Origin of the sequence: Chryseobacterium phocaeense, assembly GCF_900169075.1 — a bacterium.
Classification (GTDB): domain Bacteria; phylum Bacteroidota; class Bacteroidia; order Flavobacteriales; family Weeksellaceae; genus Chryseobacterium; species Chryseobacterium phocaeense.
In genome coordinates this window covers 2,744,843-2,766,847 of sequence record NZ_LT827015.1, presented here as the reverse complement: position 1 = coordinate 2,766,847, position 22,005 = coordinate 2,744,843, and the positions used below count along the sequence as shown (strand labels likewise).

The window sequence follows — 22,005 nt, the reverse complement described above, 5'->3', positions numbered from 1 at the left end:
TGATGTGAAGGAAGGATATTATTTAAAAATTAATTTAAATAAGTCGCATTAAATGACATGGAAATAGGAGTACAACCCATATTCGTACCTGAAGCCACTCCGTTATTAAAGGTTCTTGTCATTCTTACATCTATCGTATGGTTTCCTGCCGCAAGAAATTTCACGGTATTGAAACTGAACTGGGCACTGAATCCACCAGGCCCATATTCCTGGGTACGCATGTAGCAATCTGTGGCAGCACCGTCTATATACAGTCTTGCCTCGTAGTATGAAGCCCCGCTTCCGGCAGGATTGCTTCCGTAATCTATTCCCAGCATAAAATTAATGAAGAGGGCCTTTCCTCCGGCAGGAATCGTCACGTTCTGCGAAGTTCCCGGGACCATGGTTACACTAAGATCGTTAACATTGAAGCTGGCTCCGGTAGTACTGTTGACTGAAGCAGTGGTTACACTGGCAGGGGTTGGGTTGGCCACCGTAATCACATTTCCCGAAGCATCTACTCCTAAGGTCTGCCCTGTACTGATGGGAGACGCAGAAGTAAGGTTGGTAAGTCTTGTTCCTGAAACATTTGCCGTTCCGGAGCTGACTTCAAGTTTTGTATTGGGAGCTGCAGTTCCTATTCCTACATTTCCTCCGCTTAATATGGTGAGCCCTTCTGCTCCGTTTGCTTTAAGAGCAACAGGTGTAGCGGTAGTGGAACCAATCGAAAATTTAGTAGCATTTCCCAGGGCATTAAGCTGTGCGGCACCGGCATTATCTACGAAATAATTAATGTTCCCGGAGCCTCCGGTTAAGGATAAGCCTCCTCTTGAAGATCCTGATGCTGAAACAGACCCTTCAGTGGCGGTGGTTGTTACCTTTATACTGTTGGCTCCGTTTACAAAGTTCAGAAGATTTCCACCGGTAGTTACTATCCTTGTAGACGGTAAAGCTCCATCGGAATTATAAATATTAGTGGAAGGGACCAGCTTAACCCAGGATGTTCCGTTAAAAAAATAATAACCTACTGCATCAATATTGACAGCGGTACCTGATAACGTACCGGTTGCAATACTGTTTACATACACCAGAGTGGATACTGGAACAGCTGTCATGCTTTGTGCTCTCTGTCTGTCTATTCTGGGAACCAGTAATCCATCAACATTCGTGCTGGTTCCGGTGGCATTTTTTGCACTGATGTCCATGGTGGAACCAGGTGAGGGATTGTTGGTACCTATACCAATCTGAGCGTTTGCGAGTCCAAAATTCGCAATTAATGGGATAAGAGAAAATAAGATTCTTTTCATTGCTGTTGGTTTACAAATAATTGCTAACTAGACTACAAATATTAGCTTTTTTTTTCCAAAATAAGCAATGAAAAGAATAATAATTTTTTAATTATTCATCATCTTCGTCTTCATACTGCTCCAGATAATAGGTGAAGCTAAAATCTTCTGTTTCATCTTCTGCATCTTCCAGAGTGGTAAGGAGATCCTCAAAAATCTCAAGCTGGTCTACCGTCATATTCACAAACTCAATGTGGAGCGGAAGTTCCAGCTCTCCGGTAATAATATCAGACAGGGCATCAAGGTTATCTCCAAAATGTTCAGGAAGTGCGAGTTTTTCCTTTAATTGTGCATAGAAATCTTCATAATCACCTATGTCTGTAAAATCGATATATATTGTCTTCATATAGAATTAAATTTCCAGTTTTTATTAATCAGAAAAGTTTTGCATTTTTTGCAAAAATCTTTTTCCTCGTCGGTAGGATTTCCGCCTTCTGCATCTCTCATAAAACATGTTTTTTCAGGGCAGTGTTTCAAACCCTGTGTGTGACCCAGCTCATGGATAGCTATTTTAAAGAACTGCTCACCGGAATTCTTTTTATCCAGCCGGTATTCGGAAGCTACGCAGGCTTTTCCAGGTCTGTATCCTAGTCCCATGACTCCGTAGTCCTTTATTTTGCCTTTAGTTACACTAATGTCTTTTGAAGTAAGGTCTATAGTTACAAAGCCTTCTTGGGTTCTGCTACTTAAAAACTTAATGATAGAATCTGCCCTGTAGCGGTTTCTATCCTTATAATAAGCATTATTAGGAAGATCAATAGCCTCAAGAATTTTCACGTTCGGATAAATATTCCTGATCCCTTCCACTGTTTTAGCAGTATTTTCAGGATTGAAATCCTTGAACGGCTGGATCAGTATGGTTATGGGCTTATCAATTTTTACAGGCTGCGGTTGTTTTTCCGAGCATGACAGAACCAAAACCAATACGGCTGCAAAATTATAAAAACTACTGCTTTTCAAAACTCTTATAATGGTTTTTAGTCAGGTACACATCACCGTTTTTCGTAAATATAATGCGGTCTGCATTCCGGTTTCCACAGTTGTAATTCACATCAGCTTCAAAGTAATTTTCTCCCTGAGGAAGTTTCTTTTCCCGGTTTCCGAACCGGTCCCCGCCTATTGCTTTTCCGGGAAGCACTTCACAAAGGTTTCCTCTGGAAGCGTTCCAGCCCAGTTTTCTTGCTTCGTTTTTTGTGATATAATAATCAGGAAGCCTGTGGTTTTGCTTCACATAATCAATGACTGTTTTTTCTTCCGTCAGCCGGTCTATAGGTTGGGAGGAAGAGTTTGACAGACTATTTTGAGAATCTGCTGAATGATTTCCGGACTGGACCTTTTCAGCAGTTTCCGCATTTCCTTTTTTATCAGCAATAAAATTATTGAAGATATACATCACGGACATTCCAAACAGAAGGCCCAGACAAATAAAAAAAACCGATCTTATTTTACCGTTCATATAAAAAAATTAAAAAACCGATCCACCATCATCTGTAAAAATCTTCTTCATAAGTGGGAAATAAAAAACAACCACAAAAGTCACAAAAGTTTTGAACACTTTATTTTTTTAAGATGAATAAAATAATAATTTAAAGTACGTTTAAGTTTAAAAAAAAATTATCAACCATCTTAAATCTGCTCCATCTGTTTCATCTGCGTGAGATAAAAATTGAACCATTAAGTTTGATTTAAGTTGTTAAGAATATTAAGTTTAGCTTCGCCTTAAAGTGCATGGCTTAAAAAATCTTTAGATTTTCCCTTAATTATTCTTGTCCCCTTCACTCTTCTTAATTGTTTCAAAATATCCTCAATCATCTGTGAAAATCAGTGTCATCTGTGGGAAATAAAAAAATCAAAAAAATCACAAAACTCCTAAGACCTGTAACTCAAAACACATCATTTATAACTCATCACTCATCAAGTCTCCATTCCTCAGGAATATCACAAACCGGGATAGGATCCATTTTATGTTTTGCCGCCTTATGCATTCTGTCAAAAATCAAAAAGACTTCTTTGTCCCGTCCTTCATAATCATCAGCGGTTTTCGTTCCGTATTCTTTCTGGATTTTCTCCAGTTCAGGGTAGGTAGCCCCAATCTGCTGTTCATCTGTTCTGTCTACGTCCCAAAGCCCGTCCGTAGGTATCGCTTCCTGAATATTTTTAACCAGATTCAAGGCTCTTGCAAGAGCATACACCTCGGTTTTATAAAGGTCTGCAATAGGAGAGACATCTACACCGCCGTCTCCATATTTGGTATAAAAGCCTATTCCGAAATCCTCCACTTTATTCCCCGTTCCGCATACCAAAAGACCGTTAAGCTGTCCGTAATAATACAGCGTAAGCATTCTTAGTCTGGATCTGGTATTGGCGAAGGCCAGTTTTTCATTGGGATACAGATCATCCTTTACGTCAAATGTTTTGTACAATTCCTCGAAGGCAGGTGTAAGATTTACAGACATGGCTTCTACGTTTGGAAATTTTGATTTCAGATCATTCATATGTTCCCACGCACGGTCTATCTGATCCGGTTTCTGGCGGATGGGCATTTCAATCAGAAGGGTTTTCAGTCCGGTCATGGCTGCAAGGGTAGAAATCACCCCGGAATCCACACCTCCCGAAACTCCTATGACATAACCTTTTACATTCGCTTTTACAGCATAATCTTTTAACCAGCTTACAATATGATCTATAACTTTCTGAGTCTGCATTATTTATTATTTTTAGTCTATTCCAAATTCTTTAGGATATTTTACGATCCCTTTTACATTTTTTAACCCGTCTTTTACCAGCTCAACAGCCATTCCGTTGATTTCAGGAATTTCAAACGGGAAATAAATCCCAAAATTACTGGTTTTTTCGTAACCAAACTTAGGATAATAATTTTCATGGCCAATTAATATCACCGAGGTGTATCCTGATTCTTTAGCGATTGAATGCCCGTGCAGAATCAGCTGGCTTCCGATTCCCCGGTTCTGAAAGTCAGGATGTACGGAAACAGGCGCCAGTGCCAGAGATTCAAAAACCTCTGTTTCATTTACGATTTGAAGTTTGGTGAATAAAATATGACCGGCAATTTCTCCGTCTCCGGTTTCAGCTACCAGGGAAAGCTCGGGAATAAAAGCTTCCGAATTTCTCAGCTTCTCCAAAAGAAAATGTTCCTGATGGTCGCTGTGTTTCATACTTCTGAAAGCTTCCTCTGTGAGATGAAATACCTTCAGATGGTCTTTTTCCTCCTCCTGTCTTATCTTTAGCATATTATGGTGCATAGTTTTCACGTTTCAGCTCATACCAATAACAGATTCCGTCAGGTTCCGTGAATTCTCCGGTTTTTTCAAAGCCCAGTTTTCTTAAAATATGATTGGAGCCCTCATTCCCGGAATGGGCATGTGCATAGATTGCATCCGCTTTCATCTCATGAAAACCAAGTTCCAGAGAGGCTTTTGCCGCTTCCAGGGCATACCCTTTTCCCCATGATTCAGGAAGGTAGCGGTAGCCAAGGTCCAGAACGTTTTTATAGCCATTGATCTCTTCTGTGAGTAGCTTGAGACCGCTCCAGCCGATAAGAAGTCCTGTTTCCTTTTCAATCACAGCAAGTCTTCCCGTGCCGTTTTCCTCATATTGCTTTTGAATCATCCTGATCACGTCCAATGATTCTTCCGGTTTTGTCAATACAGGAACTCCGATGTACTTCATCACTTCCGTGTTGGAATCCAGCAGGAACATACGTTCAACATCGGTTTCTTCAAGCTTGCGCAGGAGCAGTCGTTGGGTTTCAAGTGTCATAGTTGTGGTTTAGGGTTGCGTTCCGAAAATTGTTACATCAGTTTTTGTTCCTTTATCGATATCAGATTCTTTCATCGTGTTACCAACCACATTCAGGGTCTGAAGGGATGTATTTCCTGAAATATCAAGCTTCCGGAGTTTGTTGTGCTCAAGATTTAATTTTCTTAAATGTTTAAGCCTGGTAATATCAATTGTTTTTAATTGATTTAAAGATAATGTTAATTGTTCAATCCTCGGCGTTTCCTTCAATGAAATATTTTCAAGAAAATTATTGTCAAGATACAGGGAGCCTAAGGTTTTTAACCCTTCCGCTTTAAAAGAGATGATCTTGCATCCGGTACAGGAAAATAATTCCAGATTAGGCAGTCCCTTCAGAGAAACATCCGGAATAGTATTATCATCAAGCAGGATCATTTTAGCATTGGTAAAAAGCATCAGATCTTCTGCTGATGTGATACCTTTCTGAACCAGGAACAAATTGGTCACCATATCTGCTTCCGGTTTTTCCAGAATCCCGTTTTTATTGAGATCAAAGTTTTCAATTACTGCCTTTTCGAAGTTTTGATCTTTAAAATTGAGTTTTTGAGCTGTAAAATGAGAAAATCCTGAAATAATAAGGCCCAGACTTGCAAATATTTTAATTTTCATCATCGTTTGTGTTTTTAATCCTTATTTTTGTGTACTTAAATTTCATGTAAAAATAATGAAGATTTTCAGAATTGTTGTGCTTTCTTCCATTTTGGTGCTCGCTGCGGATTCCTGTAAAAAAGAACCGGAGAACCAATGGAAAGTAGAGGTGAAAAATAAAGCCGAAAAGGTTGAACTGACGGATATTTCCAAAGAATTTTATAATGCAGACATTCCTCTGGACCAGTTTAAAGCTAAATTTCCATGGTTTCAGGGAACGGTTTCGGATGCCGATTTTGGAAAAAGAAGAGCCGATGCCGAAGAGATTAAAATCTATAAAGAAGCAGCTTCCAAAATAGACCAGGCGAAGCTTCAGAAAGAGCTTCAGGATCTGTTCTCACATATCCGGTTTTATTTTCCGAAATTTAAGAATCCGAAGGTATATCTTTTTTCATCAGCCCTGCAGATGGTTCAGGACCCTATTTTTTATGATGCAAAAGGAAATCTTCTGTTTATAGATATTACGGGATTTATGGGGGATGGTAATGCCAATTATAAAGGGCTTGAACTGTATTTCCAGAAATCGATGAATCCGCAGAATATAGTCCCTAAAGTGTCACAGATCTTTGCAGAAAATATCGTAACGGAATCTCCGGATCATCAGAAATTTATTGATAAAGTAATTCTGAACGGTAAAATCATGATCATGCAGGATGCTTTTCTTCCCGATACACCGGATTATCTGAAAATGAACTATACCAAAAAGCAATACGACTGGGCGGTAGCCAATGAAGCCAATATCTGGAACTATTTTGTAGAGAGCAACCTGATCTTCGGGGACGATCCACGACTTGTGGAACGTTTTATATCACCCGGCCCGTTCTCAAAATTCTATACGGAGATTGACAATGAGTCTTCACCGCAGATCGGGATCTTCACCGGATGGCAGATCTGTAAGGCGTATTTCAAACAGAAACCGGAAACCAAGCTTGCGGATTTCTTAAAGCTTGATGCTACTAAAATATTTAACGAAGCAGTATACAAGCCTAAAATGCCTTAGTATTAAAAAATAATAACCTTCAGATTCGTCCGGAGGTTTTTTTTTATAGGAATGGATTGAAGGATGGAAGCTGGAAGAGGGAAGAAGGAGGTTACTTTTGGTTGATAATATTAAATACTTACCTTAAAATCTGATTAAACAGTTTTAAAAAAATTGCTAAATCATCCTTTAGATTGTGTTTTTACTCTTCAATAACTTCCTGAATCTGCTGCAAAGCTAAGCCCTAATCCCTAAAACCTAATCCCTTTAAATAAAAAACATACTACTTTGTATTGCATATTACTATTTTAATTGTATTTTTGTTTAGTAAAAATTGATAACATGGAAAATATCATCCGGATACACAACTTAAACTTTGAATTTACCAGGGATAAGCCTATCCTGAAAAATATTAATCTTTCAGTTCCGAAAGGAAGCATTTTCGGGTTTCTCGGCGCAAACGGAGCAGGGAAGTCCACTACCATGAAAATGCTGATCGGCAGTATTCCCGATGAATCCGGTGCTATCCGGATTTTTGATAAAGATTTATCCGGACTGTATCCCGAAGGTTTCCATAAAGTCGGAAGTCTGATTGATACGGCGGCTTTTTATGATCACCTTTCAGGCTGGGAAAACCTTCTTATTATTTCCAGGCTCAGGAATCTTCCGGAGTCCGAGTGTGAACGGGTCCTTCATCTTGTAAATCTTTGGGAAAGCAAAAATATGAAGATGAAAAGATATTCCCTGGGGATGAAACAGCGCCTATCTATTGCCATGACGTTGTTGGGAAAACCAGAACTCCTGATCCTCGATGAACCGGTAAACGGACTTGACCCGAACGGGATGCTGGAAATGCGTGAGCTTTTAATTAAGCTTAACCGGGAAGAAGGCGTAACGATTTTTATTTCAAGTCACCTGCTTCAGGAAATTGAAAAAATGATTACCCATCTGGCGATTATTTCCCACGGCGAAATCCGTTTTACGGGAAGCATAAAAGATCTGAATGAGCTGTACAGATATGATCATATCAGGATCGGGCTTAATAATGCTTCACAATTCATCAGCCAGATCCCGGAAAGCTATTCACCTAAAGTGATTGATTCTGCTACCATTGAGATCACCGCCGAATCTAAAGAGAACATCGCCAGCCTAATTAAAAAGCTGGTTCTGAATGATGCCGAAATTTTCGAAATTAAAAACAGCGCAGGCCTTGAGGACTGGTTCATGGAAATTACTAAAAACTAAACAGAGATGAAAAAATTAATGACTGCCATTAATATAGAATGGCTTAAAACAAAAGGGCTGGGACTTTCTTATATTGCTGTTATCCTTGGGGCATTGATTCCCTTGCTGGGTTTTGTGCCCGGTTTCTTCATGTCAGAAATGGTCATGGAAGGAAAACTTCCGCATTCTGTTTTTGAAGATGCAATAGGAGGAGATGCTATAAAATCTTTTACTTTTTTTATCCTGCTTCTGTTTATCATTATTGCTGCCAACAGGATTGCACAGACGGATCATAAGAATAATGGCTGGCAACTGATGGAGACACAGCCGCTAAGCCGTTTTAATCTGTATTTTTCAAAATATATCGTTTTATTATTACTGAGTTTTATCTGTGTGGCTTCTTATTTTGGGTTCAATATAGTTCTGGCCCTTGCAGATTATTATATTCACCCTGATCCGGCTAAACAGCTGCATTTTGATACCCTTTGGATGATTCAGACTTTTGTAAGGATCTGTATGACCATCCTGGGAATTGCAGCTTTGCAGCTTTGTATTTCTGTAATATTTCCCGGATTTATCTGGTCGTTTCTTATCGGGGTGCTGGGATTGGCTTCCAATATTACTTCTTTGGTCCAGAAGAAATCTTTTTTCTTTAATCCTTACAGCTCGCTATACGAATTCTGGAAAGCTCCGGAAGTGAGAAACCTGAACAATTTTATTTCGCACTCTGAATATATGAGTCTTTTCTGGAGTGTAGTGTTTCTTACATTAGGTTACTTCTGGTACAGCAGGAAAGGATTTAAAAACGCCTTCCTTAAAAATAAAAAAAGAGTTATCATTTCTGCTGCTTCGCTGATCATTGGTGCAGGATTTCTTTATCTGTTCCAGAAGCCAAAGGCCTATCAGAGTGACGGAACGGGCATTACAATCAAAGGAAAGCTGGAAACAGATCTTAAAATAGATTCCGTACATGTGTATTCCAAAGAATTTCACAAAAAAATAGGGTCTGCAGCCGTAAAAAACAATATGTTCAGCTGGGTAACTACACAAACCCTTCCGCTGGATGAATATATACTGCAGATAGGTAATAAAAAACTGGATATTGTGATGGGAAGCGGGGATTGGTTTGATTATGAGATAAAGCTGAATGGTACAGAAATGATATCTTATGTGAAATCCAACCGGAAGGCAGATCAGGTATATAAAAATACCGAAAGTTCCTTTGGAAACGAGTTTGCTTATGCTCTTGAAAGACAGAATTATAATAATGATCCGAAAACGTTTTATGAAACAGCTGAATCTGACTGGAAAGACAATAAAAGAATCCTTGACCATTTTGCTGATCCTGAAAACAACGCACTTTCAGAAGATTATAAAGCCTACAGAAAGCAATTAATGGCTATTGAATATCTGAACGAGATCAACAATTACCGGAAAATGACCTCGTGGAATGATCCTAAATTTGCCGCTCCGGCATCTTTCGTGAAAGAACTTAATGAAAACATCCAAAAACCAGGTCCGCTTTTAAGCAAGAACGATAATTATCTTCAGTATAAATTAGACCAGCTGCTTTCTGATAAAGACCAGGCTTCCAATCCCGACAGTATTCTTTTCATAAAAATCGGTAAGATGGCCAGGGGAATTTCCAGAGACCAGCTGCTGACGAAGCATCTTTCTAAAACAATGGAACTGCAAACTGACAGTTTAACCCGTAACCAGCTTTTTGCCACCGAGATCAGCAACATTGGCAATGATGATTATAAAACAATGCTGTACGCTAAGATTGATCAGATCAACAGGTCCCAGAAAGGATCGGTATTTCCTGATCTGGTCCTTCTTAATAATCAGGATAAAAAGAGCCCGCTTTCCAAATATAAAGGAAAATATGTGGTGATTGATTTCTGGGCTACATGGTGCGGTCCGTGCAAGCAGATCCGTCCGGTATTTGAAACCAGGAGCCATCAGTACAGATATGCAGACAATATCCAGTTCATCTCTATCAGTCTGGATCAGGATAAATCCAAATGGCAGAATTATCTGAAAACAAAAACTTCCAATGTTCCTCAATACTGGCTGACCGATGCACAGCAGTTTATGAACAGATATAAGATTCAGTCTATTCCAAGATTTATCATTGTAGATCCGGAAGGCAAAATTTTTAATTTTAATACCCCATTTCCTGATGAAGATAACTTCATAGAAATTTTGGATAAGCTGAAGAAGTATTAACTTTGCGGAAAATTTTAGATTGATATGAGAAAAACTCAGATTACGATAGATGTAGAGTTGGATGAGAACCACATTCCTGAAAATATTACATGGAATGCCCAGGATGGCGGTGTGGAAAAGGAAGAAACAAAAGCGACCATGATCTCTGTATGGGATGACAAAACGATGGAAGCTTTAAGGATTGATCTCTGGACCAAAGAAATGCCGGTAGACCAGATGAAAATGTTTATCCACCAGATTCTGGTATCTTTAGGAAATACTTACCAGAGAGCAACAGGCGAAGAAGATGTTGCCCAGTGGATAGAGCAGATTGCAGAAGAATTTGCTGTAAAATCTGCTATAAAAATGTAAACTCAATCTCACACTATCACAAAATATTATGAAGAAAACACTTTTTGTCATCGGGGCAGCAGTATTGCTGGCCGCCTGCGATAAAAAAACGGAAGTAAAGGAAACTAAAACAACAGATTCCACAGTACAGGCAGAAAAACTTCCTGCTGCCGAAACTCCTGATACATCCGTTACGGAAAAACCTTCTGAAAATGCAGCTCTGGACATCGCTTTATTTAAAGAGAAAGAAATTCCTGCTGCCATGTTAAAAGGGAGTCTTCATCCTCACGACATGGAAGGCGAGTCTATCATGGAGCTGGTTCCTTCGATGGATGATTTCATTAAAGGAAACGGTTCGGACATTGCATACATAGATGATTCCCTGAAAAAGATCATTATCAAGATCAACGGAAAGTTTGAAGAGCTTAAGGAAACCGGGAAAGACAAATATGAGAACAGTGAATATCAGGCTTCTTTCACCACTACTATTCCGGAAAAAGTTCCTGAAGATATAGAAGTTCTGGCCTATGCTTTTAATGGAAAGCTGGAAGTGAAGAGAAAATCTGACCATGTTTCAAAGAGCCTCGATTTCTTTATGGGAGGCTTATAAAAAAATAAAATAGTATGAATTTTAATACAAAAGTAATTCACGGAGGGCAGCACCACGAGTCTGCGACAGGTTCTGTAAATGTTCCTGTATTTTTAACATCTACATTTGCACAGAAAAGCCCGGGAGTCCATTCCGGATATGAATATTCAAGAGCAGCCAACCCTACAAGACAGGCTTTGGAAGATTCTTTGGCGAGCATTGAAAACGGAGCGAGAGGCCTTGCTTTCGGTTCCGGACTTGCAGCCATCGATTGTGTATTGAAATTACTGAATCCCGGTGATGAGGTAGTGGCTGTAGATGACCTTTACGGAGGAACTTACAGAATGTTTACAAGGCTTTTCGAAAAGTATCAGCTGAAATTTACGTTTGTGAATTTTGATGATGTTTCCAAAATTGCAGACGTAATCACAGACAAAACAAAGCTGATCTGGGTAGAAACGCCTACCAACCCTCTGATGAAGCTGGTAGATATTAAAGCGGTAGTGGAAATTGCCAAAGGAAAAGATATCCTGGTGGCGGTAGACAATACATTCGCGACTCCATATATTCAGAGACCGATTGATCTTGGAGCCGATATTGTGATGCACTCAGCAACCAAATATTTAGGAGGACATTCTGACGTGATTGCAGGAGCACTGATTGCAAAAGATGCTGAACTGGGAGAAAAGCTTCACTTCATTCAATTTGCAAGCGGTGGGATCTTAGGTCCGCACGATTCTTACCTTGTTTTAAGAGGAATTAAAACGTTAGCGTTAAGAATGCAGCGTCATTCCGATAACGGGCTTGCTGTGGCTCAATATCTTGAAAAGCATCCTGCTGTAGATAAAGTAATTTATCCGGGACTTGAATCTCATCCTCAGTATGACCTGGCCAAATCCCAGATGAAGGAATCAGGTGGTATGGTTTCTTTCACCTTTAAATCAGGTAAAAAAGAAGATGCCGTTAAGTTTCTGGAGAGAGTAAAAGTGTTCACTTTAGCAGAATCTTTAGGCGGTGTAGAATCTTTAGCCAACCATCCGGCACTGATGACGCATGCGTCTATCCCTGCTGATAAACGTGAAGAATTGGGAATTACGGATGACCTGGTACGTTTAAGCGTTGGAATTGAAGATGCTGAAGATCTTATTGCAGATCTTGAGCGTGCTTTTTCTTAATCCTTTAAAATACATATAATGAGAAAGATTCATCTCTTATTGATCCTAGTTTTTTTCAGTCAGACCATGTATTCTCAGGTAAAAACTACCGATGAATTATACAAAACGGCCAAAAAGCTGGACAGTCTGATCTTTGATGTAGGATTTAATCAATGTGATCTTTCTCATTATAAATCTATCGTCAGTGACGATCTGGAGTTTTATCATGACAAAGGAGGAATCACTTCCGGAGAGAAAGCGTTCACTGCTTCCATTAAAAATAACATCTGCGGAAACTCCAATAAAGTAAGGCGTGATCTGGTTCCCAACAGCATGAAGGTATATCCTCTTTACAACAATAATGTTTTATATGCATTTGTTCAGGAGGGCGAGCATGAGTTTTACGAATTTTCCAACGGGAAATGGGTAAAAGGAAGCCGTGCCAGGTTTACCATTTTATGGATTCTGGAGGATAAGCAGTGGAAAATGAAGCGGGTTTTAAGTTTTGACCATCATTTATAATAAGTATGAAAAACACCAGAAAAGCTACAGCCCAGGACTTAAATCAATTAGCGGAATTATTTGACCAGTACAGGGTCTTTTATCATAAAGAATCAGATGTGCCGGCTGCTGAAAATTTCCTGAAAGAAAGGATAGAACATAAAGATTCCGAAATATTTGTCGCGGAACACGATGGAAAACTGACAGGATTTGTTCAGCTGTACCCCATATTTTCATCCACCAGAATGCAGCGTTACTGGCTGCTGAACGACCTTTATGTCAATGGTGACCATAGAGGGAAAGGTTATTCCAAAGAATTGATTGAAGAAGCAAAAGAACTGTGCAGATCAACCAATGCCTGCGGAGTCCTACTGGAAACCGGAAAAAGCAATGATGTCGGCAACCGGCTGTACCCGGCCTGCGGCTTCGAATTGTATGATTCCGTGAATTTCTATGAATGGACTAACAGAGACAATTAAAAGGGGAATGATTAAATGTGAATTGTCAATGGGTCAATTATGAATTCGTAGTACAGATCATTTATCAATCATCAATCATCAATTATCAATTATAACTAAACGCATGTCTGATTTTCAAAAATACGTACAAAGATACCTCGATCAGATTCCTTCCGAAAACTGGATCGTAGAATTAAAAATATCAGGAGATAAAACCATAGACCTGTACTCAAACCTTACGGAAGAACAGTCTTTTTTTGCTTATGCCGAAGGAAAATGGAGTCTTAAAGAACTTCTGCTTCATTTGTCAGATACCGAAAGAGTGTTCCAATACAGAATCCTCTCTTTTGCAAGAGGTGATAAGGCGGAACTTCCCGGTTTTGATGAAGAAATTTTTGCGGTGAATTCTTTTGCAAATCAAAGATCTCTGGAATCTTTGCTTGATGAATATAAACTGGTTAGAAAATCTTCCCGGATCCTGATTGAAACCCTTGATTCCTCAGTTTTAAAAAATACAGGAATAGCCCATGGAAATCCGCTGACTGTAGAAACCATCGGAAAACTGATTGTAGGACATAATTATCATCATCTGAGGATTATTGAAGAGCGGTATCTGCCGGGGATGAAATAGAAATCGATTAAAAGATTTAAAAATTGAATGATTTAAAAATTAAAAGATTTAGAGATTTATAGATCGACCGATCAATATATAATTCAATAGGGACGGGCTTTGGCCCGTTCTTTCTGAGATAAATCTTTGGCTTTGGCAGTATTCGTAATGAGGACATTAAAGAATTTAGATATTAACAGCAGTATTGAATCAAATAGATTGGTTTTTAAAGAAAGCTGGTCTGATCGGTTAGATACATTTTTTGTCTATTTTGTATTCTTTGCGATAGTTTTTCCAACGGCACTTTGTTTTTCAGAATTAGATTCATTTTCAAAAAATGGATTGGAATATATTATTTTGATTAGTATAATTATATTTTGCCTATATGCTTTATACTGTAAATTATCAGAGAAAAAACTGAAAAAAATTAAATTCAATATTCATAGAGAAGAAGCTAAAAAGAGAATTATTGAATATGGAAAAAAATATAAATTCAGGATTTCCAAGCCGTCCGATAAACTCATATTTCTAAATGAGCCTACTGATAATTTTAGTATACAAGAATATGAGCGGACTATAATTATATTCTTTAAAGAAAACGAAATTTTATATACTTTAATAAAGGAAGGTGTAAAAGCCAATTTCCCGGTTTTGTTTTCTCAGCATTTTACTAAAACAGCATTCAAAAAGGTTTTAACTCAACCAAAAGTCGAGAATAGAAAAAACTATTTCAATGGGTTCTTTAATGAACTGTAATGAAAAAAAATATTCAATAGGAATGGGCTTTAGCACATTTTTTATGAAAAAAAACCAAATATGGCTTTATCCAAAACATAAATAAAAAATACTATTTTTGGTTAAAACAACACAAATGCCTTTTATAAAAATTTATATCCACCTTGTTTTCTCAACAAAAAACCGGGTGCCTCATTTAAATACATTTGATTTAAGAATAAAAGTATGGAAACATATTAAGGAAAATGCTTCGGAGAAGAAGATTTTTCTGGATATGGTCAATGGTTATTCTGATCATTGCCATTGTCTGATTTCATTAGGCTCACACCAGACTGTAGAGAAGGTTGTGCAACTATTAAAGGGAGAATCTTCTTATTGGATTAATAAAAACCAGCTAACACCGGAGAAGTTCTCATGGCAGGACGAATATTTCGCTGTTTCAGTTTCTGAATCAAAGGTTGATGCTGTAAGAAATTATATTAAAAATCAGGAGAAGCATCATCAGAAGAAGGGCTTTGCAGAGGAATACCAGGAATTTCTTGAAAAAAATAATTTTGTATAGGTTTTGGCTAAAGCCGTTGATTCTTTTTGCTTTTATTGTTGAATGGGCTAAAGCCCATTCCTATTGAATATACCAGCGATTGTATAGAATAACAGGTCTAACATCACTATTTTTTTTGATAATTTTAATAGTTATGAATTCTATATTTTAATAGTACGGTTTGTTGAACAACGGTTTGGTGTTTCTCAACAATAACATTATAGTTGTAAATTCAATAGGAACGGGCTTTAGCCCGTTTTTTTATTGAAATAATTCAAATATGGCTTTAGCCAAAACCTGATAAATCATCAAAACAAAACATTTGTACCCATATTTTTGGCGGAACCTTACCGTTTTTTTACCTTTATACACAGGTTTCAAACCTGTACATTATGGAAAACATTATCGAAATATTAAAATCCGGCGGAACCATTCTTTATCCTACAGACACCATTTGGGGAATAGGATGTGATGCCACCAACATAGATGCGGTCAATAAAATCTTTGACATCAAAAAACGCGAAAAAAACAAATCCATGATTATCCTTGTAGAGTCTGAAAAAAGACTTCAGGATCTGGTGGATGTTCCCGAAATGGCCTGGGAAATTATTGACCTAAGTGAAAAACCGGTTACCATTGTGTATGAAAATCCCCGCGGACTTCCAAAAGAGATGCTTGCCGAGGACGGAAGTATCGGCATCAGGCTGATAAAAACGGATTTCTGCAAAAAACTGATTACGAAACTGAACAGACCGCTTGTTTCTACCTCTGCTAATTTCAGTGGTGACAAAAGCCCTCTGAAGTTTTCGGATATTTCTCCGGAGATCATTAAACTGGTAGATTATGCGGTGGAAGAAGACCGTGAAAAGGTTTCAAAATATTCAGGTTCTTCAGTGATAAAAGTGTGGAGCGACAACAGGATTAAGGTTCTTCGTGAATAAAATTCTGCTATAATCCGTTTAATTTAAAATCTTGTCTGTATCTGCCGGCAGGATTTCTTTTTTTTAATTTCTATCTTTGCAGTCTTCAACTGATAAAAGACATGCCATGAACCACCGGAATTTTGCTGAAGAATGGATCCGTGCCTGGAATTCTCATGACCTTGAAGATATATTGTCTCATTACACAGATGATATTGAAATCACAACACCCATGATTGTAATGGCTACAGGAGGGAAAGAAAGCACATTAAAAGGAAAAGAAGCAGTACGCCAATATTGGAGAAAAGCACTGGACAAATTTCCTGATCTGCATTTTGAGCTCATTCAATCAACTGCAGGCGTGAATTCAGTGGCTTTGTTTTACCGGTCTATAATGGATAAACACGCGGTAGAAGTGATGTTTTTTGATGACGAAGGAAAAATTAAAACAATGTATGCCCATTATGACTAATGGAAAACAGCTTAGCTAAAAAGGACGACTATTTATTAACGATGAAAATTAATCTTACCCAAAATAAAAATTTAAAACTATTCAAAATCATTGCGGATGCGGCTGAAAAAAATAATCAGACCGTATACATTGTCGGTGGTTATGTACGTGACCTTCTGATGAAAAGAACGGCGTCCACGGATATTGATTTTGTGACCGAACAAAGCGGTATAGAGCTGGCTCAGACCGTAGCTCAGGATATTGATCCGAAATTAAAAGTTTCTGTATTTAAAACGTACGGAACTGCGATGATCAAATATAAAGACCTCGATCTGGAGTTTGTAGGAGCAAGAAAAGAAAGCTATACGGAAAACAGCCGTAAACCGGAAGTAGAAGGCGGAACACTGGAAGATGACCAGAAAAGAAGGGATTTCACCATCAATGCCATGGCGATTTCTCTGAACAAAAGTAATTTCGGAGAACTGATAGACCCTTTCAACGGAGTTGATGACCTGGAAAAAGGAATTTTAAGAACACCCCTGGAACCTGCTCAAACGTATTCAGATGATCCCTTGAGGATGATGAGGGCCGTTCGCTTTGCTTCAACATTAAATTTTACAATTGAAGAGAATTCCCTGAACGCCATTAAACAGGAAGCAGAAAGAATAAAAATTGTTTCAATGGAAAGGATAATGGTGGAATTCAATAAGATTATGATGTCCAAAAAACCTTCCGTAGGACTGGGATTAATGGAGACAACAGGCCTTTTAAAACTGGTTATTCCCGAACTGATAGACCTGAAAGGTGTGGAAGAAGTAGAAGGGCAGACCCATAAAGATAATTTCTACCATACGCTGGAAGTTGTGGACAATATTTCAGAAAATACAGATAATCTGTGGCTCCGCTGGTCTGCGTTGCTGCATGATATAGGGAAAGCACCGACAAAAAAATTCGTAGAAGGAACGGGATGGACGTTCCATGGGCACGAATTTTTAGGCTCAAAAATGGTGAAAACACTTTTTAACAGATTAAAATTACCATTGGGAAGCGACATGAAATATGTGCAGAAAATGGTAAAGCTTTCCTCACGCCCGATTGCTCTGATTACGGATGATGCTTCAGATTCTGCACTGAGAAGACTTTTATTCGATGCCGGCGAAGATCTGGAAGATCTGTTCACTTTATGTAAAGCGGATATCACAACAAAAAATTCCAGGAAACAGGACCGTTTCAAAAAGAATTTTGAATATGTAGCCGTGAAGATCAAAGAAGTAGAGGAGAAAGACCAGGTGCGTAATTTCCAGCCGCCCATTACCGGAGAGGAAATTATGCAGATGTTCAACCTTAAACCCGGAAAAGAGATCGGAATTCTGAAGGAAAAGGTGAAAGAAGCCATCCTGGAAGGGGAAATCCTTAATGATAAGGCAGAAGCGGAAAAATTTGTGATTGCTGAAGCGGAGAAACTGGGATTGAAGTGTAATTAAATAAGCGAGATTATAAACAGTTTCGGCGGGACTTCGTCCCGCCGAAATCTTTTTTTCAACAAAATAAAATCAGGCCGCTTCGGAGAAACGGCCTGAAAAAAAACACAAATGTTGAAAAAAAATATAATAATACCGAAGTATTAATTTTCTTAATTAGGATAAACTCCATTTGAACCGATCCCCGCAGTAAATGCTCTGATGATCGCTCCTGTAGTAGAGTAAACCACAATTTTACTGTCCTGGGTAAATCCGTTGGAATCAGAAGTGAAAATTTTATCATTGATCACGCTGAAGCCGTATAGCGCAGAATACTGATCCACACTGTTCGCTACCGTAAACAATGGAGTGGAAGGAGCTGTTGTAGCAGTCATATCCATGGCGTATACACTCTTTCCGGAAGAGAAATAAAACTTACCGTTTGAAATTTCAAGGTTTTTGGCATCAACAATACCCGTTAAAGTGGTTGTTTTTGTAATGCCTCCCGCACTTGAGATCTGATAGATATAAGAATTGGCAGCGTCTGCGGCAATTGCGTAAACATTCTGGTTGTTTGAGATAATCTTGTTGATATTTATTCCATCAGGTAACGTGATGGTAGACTGCACTTCGTTGGTAGAAGTATTGATGTAACTAATCTTATTTCCAAAACCGAATGAGGCATTCTGCACAAAAATGTTATTTCCGGCTTCCACAATTCTTTCAGCAGCATCAGTGAAAGAGATTTTTTTGATGAAAGAACCGTCTGAAGCTTTATAAATGCTCACATACTTGGCGCCGCCGTATTTATCATTCGTTACATACATATTGTTGTTCGCAAAAGCCATATAACGTGGTGAATTAAGTTCAGCGGTAACCTGGCCTACAGCTTTAAAGTTATAACGGTTAACCACCTGGATTTTATTGGAATTGTTCAGCAGCAGATAAGCATTTTCGCCTCTGTAAGCAATCATCTGTAAAACATCACCTAATTTGGCACCTCCGTTATTAAGGGAGAAAACATTATCCTGTTTTAGGTTTAAATCTGCACTTACAAACGTTACATCTCCTTCAGGCTTTCCGAAAGTACCTTCATTTGAGATTAAAAAACCGTTGCCGTAGAATATTTCCTGCTCATCATCATTATCACTGCTACAGGACACAATGCCCAAAAGAAGCGTAAAAGCAAGGAAAAAATGTAGAAATCTGTTCAGTCTCATAATATATTAAGTTTAAAAATTAATTGTTGCATAAATACTGTAGTTTCTCTTAGGCATCGGATAAAGAGAAACCGTCTGGTAAATGGTATCCGTAAGATTATTCACTTTAAATCCTAACGTATATTTCTTCAGAATACTTGCAGAAACCCCTGCATTTAAAATAAAATAGGGATCAATGGCAGTAGACCTTTTTTCATCCGTGCTGGTGTACGTAAGGCCGTTAAAAAGTCCCTGTGCATACACCTTCAGGAAAGAATAACCATACTCTATATTCCCGACAGCTTTATGAAGGGGAACATACATCATCTGCATTCCGGTACTTTTATTGACGGATTTTGAATACGTATACCCGGCATCCACCCTGAAAGCATGTTTCCCGAATGTTTTATTCCACATCACCTGCGACTCCAGACCATAGGATTCAACTTTATAGGTATTCACCGGAGCCCAGTAGCCGTAAGGGGTCGGAAGCCAGTTGATCATATTTTTAATGTCCATATAATAAGGACTCAATGTAATTTTAAAATCTCCGAAACTGAACTCATGGTTCATATCAACATTGGTAGATGTTTCCGGAAGCAGATCAAGGTTTCCTCCCGGATTCCAGTACAGATCATTAAAAGATGGGAATCTGAAATTTCTGGAAAAATTAATTCCTGTACGATACCATCTTAAAGCATTCCACTTCCCGGAAAAAGAATACAGGAGCGGAGAAGAAATATCCTCTACAAAATCCTTCTTGATTCCCGCTTCAAAACGAAGATCCTTCGTCGCAAAATACCTGATCAGACCCGCCAGGGAACCTACATTTCTGCTGATACTCCCAAGCCCGGACTCATAGCCCTCACCTTTATTCACCTGAAATTCCCCGATGGCATTGATGTTGATTTTCGGCGTAATGAAATAATTGAAATCATTTTTGAAGATATAATTCTTTCCGTCCGCACCGCTCGTTTTTGGCTGATTAAGATCCGAGAAATACTGGAAATTATCCTCCGTATAAGCCGCTTTTAAGCTGTTGGAAAGATTGCTTTTTTGAATATCCCATGCAATCAGGCTCCTTAAAGTCTGTGCATTGTATTTTGTTTTATTACCGTTCGTCTCGAAGACAGGATAATGCTGCGAAGCATCAAACATCTGGTTCTGCCATGAAATGGTCTGATGATCGGCAATTTTATAAGAAGCTCCGATATTCATCGAAGTATTATAATATTTCCCGTTGATATTGTCGAAACCCGTACTTCCTACCACAAATTCCGGAACCTTATAATCATTCTGACTCGTTAAATAACTCCCCGAAACTTTGATGCTGAACCGGTCACTGCTGAATGAAGCCTGTGCAAAATTCGTATACGTATCAAAAGAACCTGCTTCCGAATATAGGGATGCATTAAAGCCCCTGTTGAAATCTAAAATATTGTTTAAATGAATGCTTCCCCCGATCGCTCCGCTTCCGTATACCACACTTCCTCCGCCTGCTTTGATGTCGATCTGGTCATATCCGAAAAGCGGAATATTATTCACATCTCCCTGCCCCAGAAAACTGGAGTTAATATTAATCCCGTTCCATACAAAGGCGGTCTGCTGGGCAGTTGAGCCCCGGAATGACGGAGAAGAAACCGCTCCACGGCCATTTTCCTTAATGTAAATTGAAGACTGAAAACGCAGAAGATCGGAAAGGTTTGTTGAGTTTTTCTCAATATCTTTTGGAGTAATGGTACGTACCGGATGAAAAAGCTTCACCTTGCTCATCTGGTTGTCGAAAATATAAATGGTATCAACTGCCTTCTCCTGTCCCAAAAGAAAGCTGCCGTAAGACGTGCAAAGCAGTAATAAAGATCTTTTTATATCCATACTATTTTACTTTTCCTCCGAAAGTAATGCGTTTTTAGTTAGTATTCTGGCAGGTCTCCTGGCTTTCGCTTTCTGTGCCTTCCCGGATGAACAGTGGCTTTGTACAGAAATTTTTATTGCGATTTACAGTTGCGGGGACAGCTTGGGAGTTTCACCCAATTCCCTATTATTTCCAATACACTGGAAACCAAAATTTTTGCAAAGATAACTTTTTAAATGTATTGCACAAAAAGGCTAAAAAGCAAAAGGGCTAAAAGGCAAATTTGCAAATAGGTGAATATGTTAAACTTTGAAGATATAAAACAGACGTAATTTATCAATAAATGATCCCAAGCACGGAAAAAAATATAATTATAAGGAATAAATGTATTTCCTCATACTAACTTTTTAATTTTGCCTTACCAGCCTTACCAGCCTTACCAGCCTTATCAGCCTATTTGCAAATTCGCCCTTTTGCCTTTTCGCCTCTTCTCTACAAAAACGAAGAATCAAAATAAAACGGCAGCAGGTCCTTAATGGAATGCACCTTCACCACTTCATCATTCATACTTGAAAAATAAAGGTCAATATTGTCATTCTGCTTCGTTTCATATTCTATTAAGCTCTGTCTGCAGGCTCCGCAAGGGGGAATCGGAGGGTTTTTCTCATGGAATTCCTTAGGACCGCCCACTACAAAGATTTTTTTCACTTTTACATCAGGGAAATTCGCTGCCACCCAGAAAAGAGTGGTTCTCTCTGCGCACAGTCCCGATGGATAGGCCGCATTCTCCTGGTTGTTCCCGGAATAAATTTCACCGTTTTCCAGCAGAACCGCACATCCCACAAGAAAATTCGAATAAGGAGCGTACGCATTTTCACGGGCCTGCTTTGCACTCTCGAATAATTTTTTCTCTGTATCGTCCAGTTCACTGCTGTTTTTAAAATGCTCGTAACTGATCTGTATGTCTTTTTTCATATA

The 22,005-nt window shown here is 38.7% G+C and carries 25 protein-coding genes and 1 riboswitch; of the genes, 14 read left to right on the top strand and 11 right to left on the bottom strand.

The genetic code is table 11. From position 1 onward, the window contains the following. Positions 1-29 precede the first annotated feature (29 nt). From B7E04_RS19310 to B7E04_RS19275, 8 genes are all read right to left on the bottom strand, one after another. Positions 30-1,286 carry a fimbrial biogenesis chaperone gene (locus tag B7E04_RS19310; protein ID WP_080780173.1) on the bottom strand — a complete coding sequence of 419 codons (1,257 nt, stop codon included), beginning with the start codon at positions 1,284-1,286 and terminating at the stop codon, positions 30-32. A gap of 91 nt (positions 1,287-1,377) precedes the next feature. Continuing rightward, positions 1,378-1,671, bottom strand: a complete 294-nt coding sequence (locus B7E04_RS19305; protein ID WP_080780172.1) for a barstar family protein — start codon at positions 1,669-1,671, stop codon at positions 1,378-1,380. Beyond that, positions 1,668-2,285: a matrixin family metalloprotease gene (locus tag B7E04_RS19300; protein WP_080780171.1), complete on the bottom strand. Its 618-nt coding sequence runs from the start codon at positions 2,283-2,285 to the stop codon at positions 1,668-1,670. The genes B7E04_RS19305 and B7E04_RS19300 overlap by 4 nt, the downstream gene beginning before the upstream one ends. Beyond that, positions 2,272-2,781 carry a ribonuclease domain-containing protein gene (locus B7E04_RS19295; protein ID WP_080780170.1) on the bottom strand — a complete coding sequence of 170 codons (510 nt, stop codon included), beginning with the start codon at positions 2,779-2,781 and terminating at the stop codon, positions 2,272-2,274. Before B7E04_RS19295 ends, B7E04_RS19300 begins: the two co-directional genes overlap by 14 nt. 451 nt (positions 2,782-3,232) lie before the next feature. Further along, a complete protein-coding gene (nadE, locus tag B7E04_RS19290) occupies positions 3,233-4,030 on the bottom strand; it encodes an NAD(+) synthase (RefSeq protein WP_080780169.1) in 798 nt (265 codons plus the stop codon). A 12-nt stretch (positions 4,031-4,042) separates the two neighbouring features. Further along, the gene (locus tag B7E04_RS19285; protein ID WP_139785449.1) at positions 4,043-4,576 is read right to left on the bottom strand and encodes a GNAT family N-acetyltransferase; all 534 of its coding nucleotides are present in this window, start codon (positions 4,574-4,576) and stop codon (positions 4,043-4,045) included. Between the two features lies 1 nt (position 4,577). Further along, positions 4,578-5,105 carry a GNAT family N-acetyltransferase gene (locus B7E04_RS19280; protein WP_185117084.1) on the bottom strand — a complete coding sequence of 176 codons (528 nt, stop codon included), beginning with the start codon at positions 5,103-5,105 and terminating at the stop codon, positions 4,578-4,580. 9 nt (positions 5,106-5,114) lie between these two features. After that, positions 5,115-5,756: a leucine-rich repeat domain-containing protein gene (locus tag B7E04_RS19275; RefSeq protein ID WP_080780167.1), complete on the bottom strand. Its 642-nt coding sequence runs from the start codon at positions 5,754-5,756 to the stop codon at positions 5,115-5,117. 52 nt (positions 5,757-5,808) lie between these two features. On the opposite strand from B7E04_RS19275, the gene gldB reads away from it, so the two are divergent. The 14 genes from gldB (at position 5,809) to B7E04_RS19205 (ending at position 17,997) form a co-directional block, all read left to right on the top strand. Next, positions 5,809-6,792, top strand: coding sequence for a gliding motility lipoprotein GldB (gldB, locus tag B7E04_RS22750; RefSeq protein WP_080780166.1), 984 nt, complete (start codon positions 5,809-5,811; stop codon positions 6,790-6,792). 321 nt (positions 6,793-7,113) lie between these two features. Beyond that, positions 7,114-8,016 carry an ABC transporter ATP-binding protein gene (locus B7E04_RS19265; protein WP_080780165.1) on the top strand — a complete coding sequence of 301 codons (903 nt, stop codon included), beginning with the start codon at positions 7,114-7,116 and terminating at the stop codon, positions 8,014-8,016. A gap of 6 nt (positions 8,017-8,022) precedes the next feature. Beyond that, positions 8,023-10,224, top strand: coding sequence for a thioredoxin-like domain-containing protein (locus B7E04_RS19260; protein WP_080780164.1), 2,202 nt, complete (start codon positions 8,023-8,025; stop codon positions 10,222-10,224). Between the two features lie 24 nt (positions 10,225-10,248). Further along, complete coding sequence (gene gldC, locus B7E04_RS19255; RefSeq protein ID WP_080780163.1) at positions 10,249-10,575, top strand: gliding motility protein GldC; 327 nt, start codon at positions 10,249-10,251, stop codon at positions 10,573-10,575. A 28-nt stretch (positions 10,576-10,603) separates the two neighbouring features. Continuing rightward, complete coding sequence (locus B7E04_RS19250) at positions 10,604-11,164, top strand: membrane lipoprotein lipid attachment site-containing protein (RefSeq protein ID WP_080780162.1); 561 nt, start codon at positions 10,604-10,606, stop codon at positions 11,162-11,164. Between the two features lie 14 nt (positions 11,165-11,178). Then, on the top strand, positions 11,179-12,318 hold the full coding sequence (locus tag B7E04_RS19245; protein WP_062649092.1) for a cystathionine gamma-synthase: 1,140 nt from the start codon (positions 11,179-11,181) through the stop codon (positions 12,316-12,318). Between the two features lie 18 nt (positions 12,319-12,336). Further along, complete coding sequence (locus B7E04_RS19240) at positions 12,337-12,819, top strand: nuclear transport factor 2 family protein (RefSeq protein ID WP_080780161.1); 483 nt, start codon at positions 12,337-12,339, stop codon at positions 12,817-12,819. Positions 12,820-12,824: 5 nt separating this feature from the next. Beyond that, the gene (locus tag B7E04_RS19235) at positions 12,825-13,277 is read left to right on the top strand and encodes a GNAT family N-acetyltransferase (RefSeq protein ID WP_080780160.1); all 453 of its coding nucleotides are present in this window, start codon (positions 12,825-12,827) and stop codon (positions 13,275-13,277) included. Between the two features lie 103 nt (positions 13,278-13,380). After that, a complete protein-coding gene (locus B7E04_RS19230; RefSeq protein WP_080780159.1) occupies positions 13,381-13,887 on the top strand; it encodes a DinB family protein in 507 nt (168 codons plus the stop codon). A 132-nt stretch (positions 13,888-14,019) separates the two neighbouring features. After that, positions 14,020-14,622, top strand: coding sequence for a hypothetical protein (locus B7E04_RS19225; RefSeq protein WP_139785448.1), 603 nt, complete (start codon positions 14,020-14,022; stop codon positions 14,620-14,622). 115 nt (positions 14,623-14,737) lie between these two features. After that, positions 14,738-15,163: an IS200/IS605 family transposase gene (tnpA, locus tag B7E04_RS19220; protein WP_080780157.1), complete on the top strand. Its 426-nt coding sequence runs from the start codon at positions 14,738-14,740 to the stop codon at positions 15,161-15,163. 371 nt (positions 15,164-15,534) lie between these two features. After that, complete coding sequence (locus tag B7E04_RS19215; protein WP_080780156.1) at positions 15,535-16,083, top strand: L-threonylcarbamoyladenylate synthase; 549 nt, start codon at positions 15,535-15,537, stop codon at positions 16,081-16,083. Between the two features lie 106 nt (positions 16,084-16,189). Then, a complete protein-coding gene (locus B7E04_RS19210) occupies positions 16,190-16,534 on the top strand; it encodes a nuclear transport factor 2 family protein (RefSeq protein WP_062649082.1) in 345 nt (114 codons plus the stop codon). 41 nt (positions 16,535-16,575) lie between these two features. Next, complete coding sequence (locus B7E04_RS19205; protein ID WP_080780752.1) at positions 16,576-17,997, top strand: CCA tRNA nucleotidyltransferase; 1,422 nt, start codon at positions 16,576-16,578, stop codon at positions 17,995-17,997. Between the two features lie 149 nt (positions 17,998-18,146). Here B7E04_RS19205 and B7E04_RS19200 read toward each other — a convergent pair whose 3' ends face one another. From B7E04_RS19200 to cdd, 3 genes are all read right to left on the bottom strand, one after another. Further along, positions 18,147-19,193, bottom strand: coding sequence for a YncE family protein (locus B7E04_RS19200; RefSeq protein WP_080780155.1), 1,047 nt, complete (start codon positions 19,191-19,193; stop codon positions 18,147-18,149). 12 nt (positions 19,194-19,205) lie between these two features. After that, on the bottom strand, positions 19,206-21,047 hold the full coding sequence (locus B7E04_RS19195; protein WP_080780154.1) for a TonB-dependent receptor plug domain-containing protein: 1,842 nt from the start codon (positions 21,045-21,047) through the stop codon (positions 19,206-19,208). Between the two features lie 31 nt (positions 21,048-21,078). Beyond that, positions 21,079-21,254: riboswitch (cobalamin riboswitch) on the bottom strand. Between the two features lie 265 nt (positions 21,255-21,519). Then, complete coding sequence (gene cdd / locus B7E04_RS19190; protein ID WP_080780153.1) at positions 21,520-22,002, bottom strand: cytidine deaminase; 483 nt, start codon at positions 22,000-22,002, stop codon at positions 21,520-21,522. Positions 22,003-22,005 lie beyond the last annotated feature (3 nt).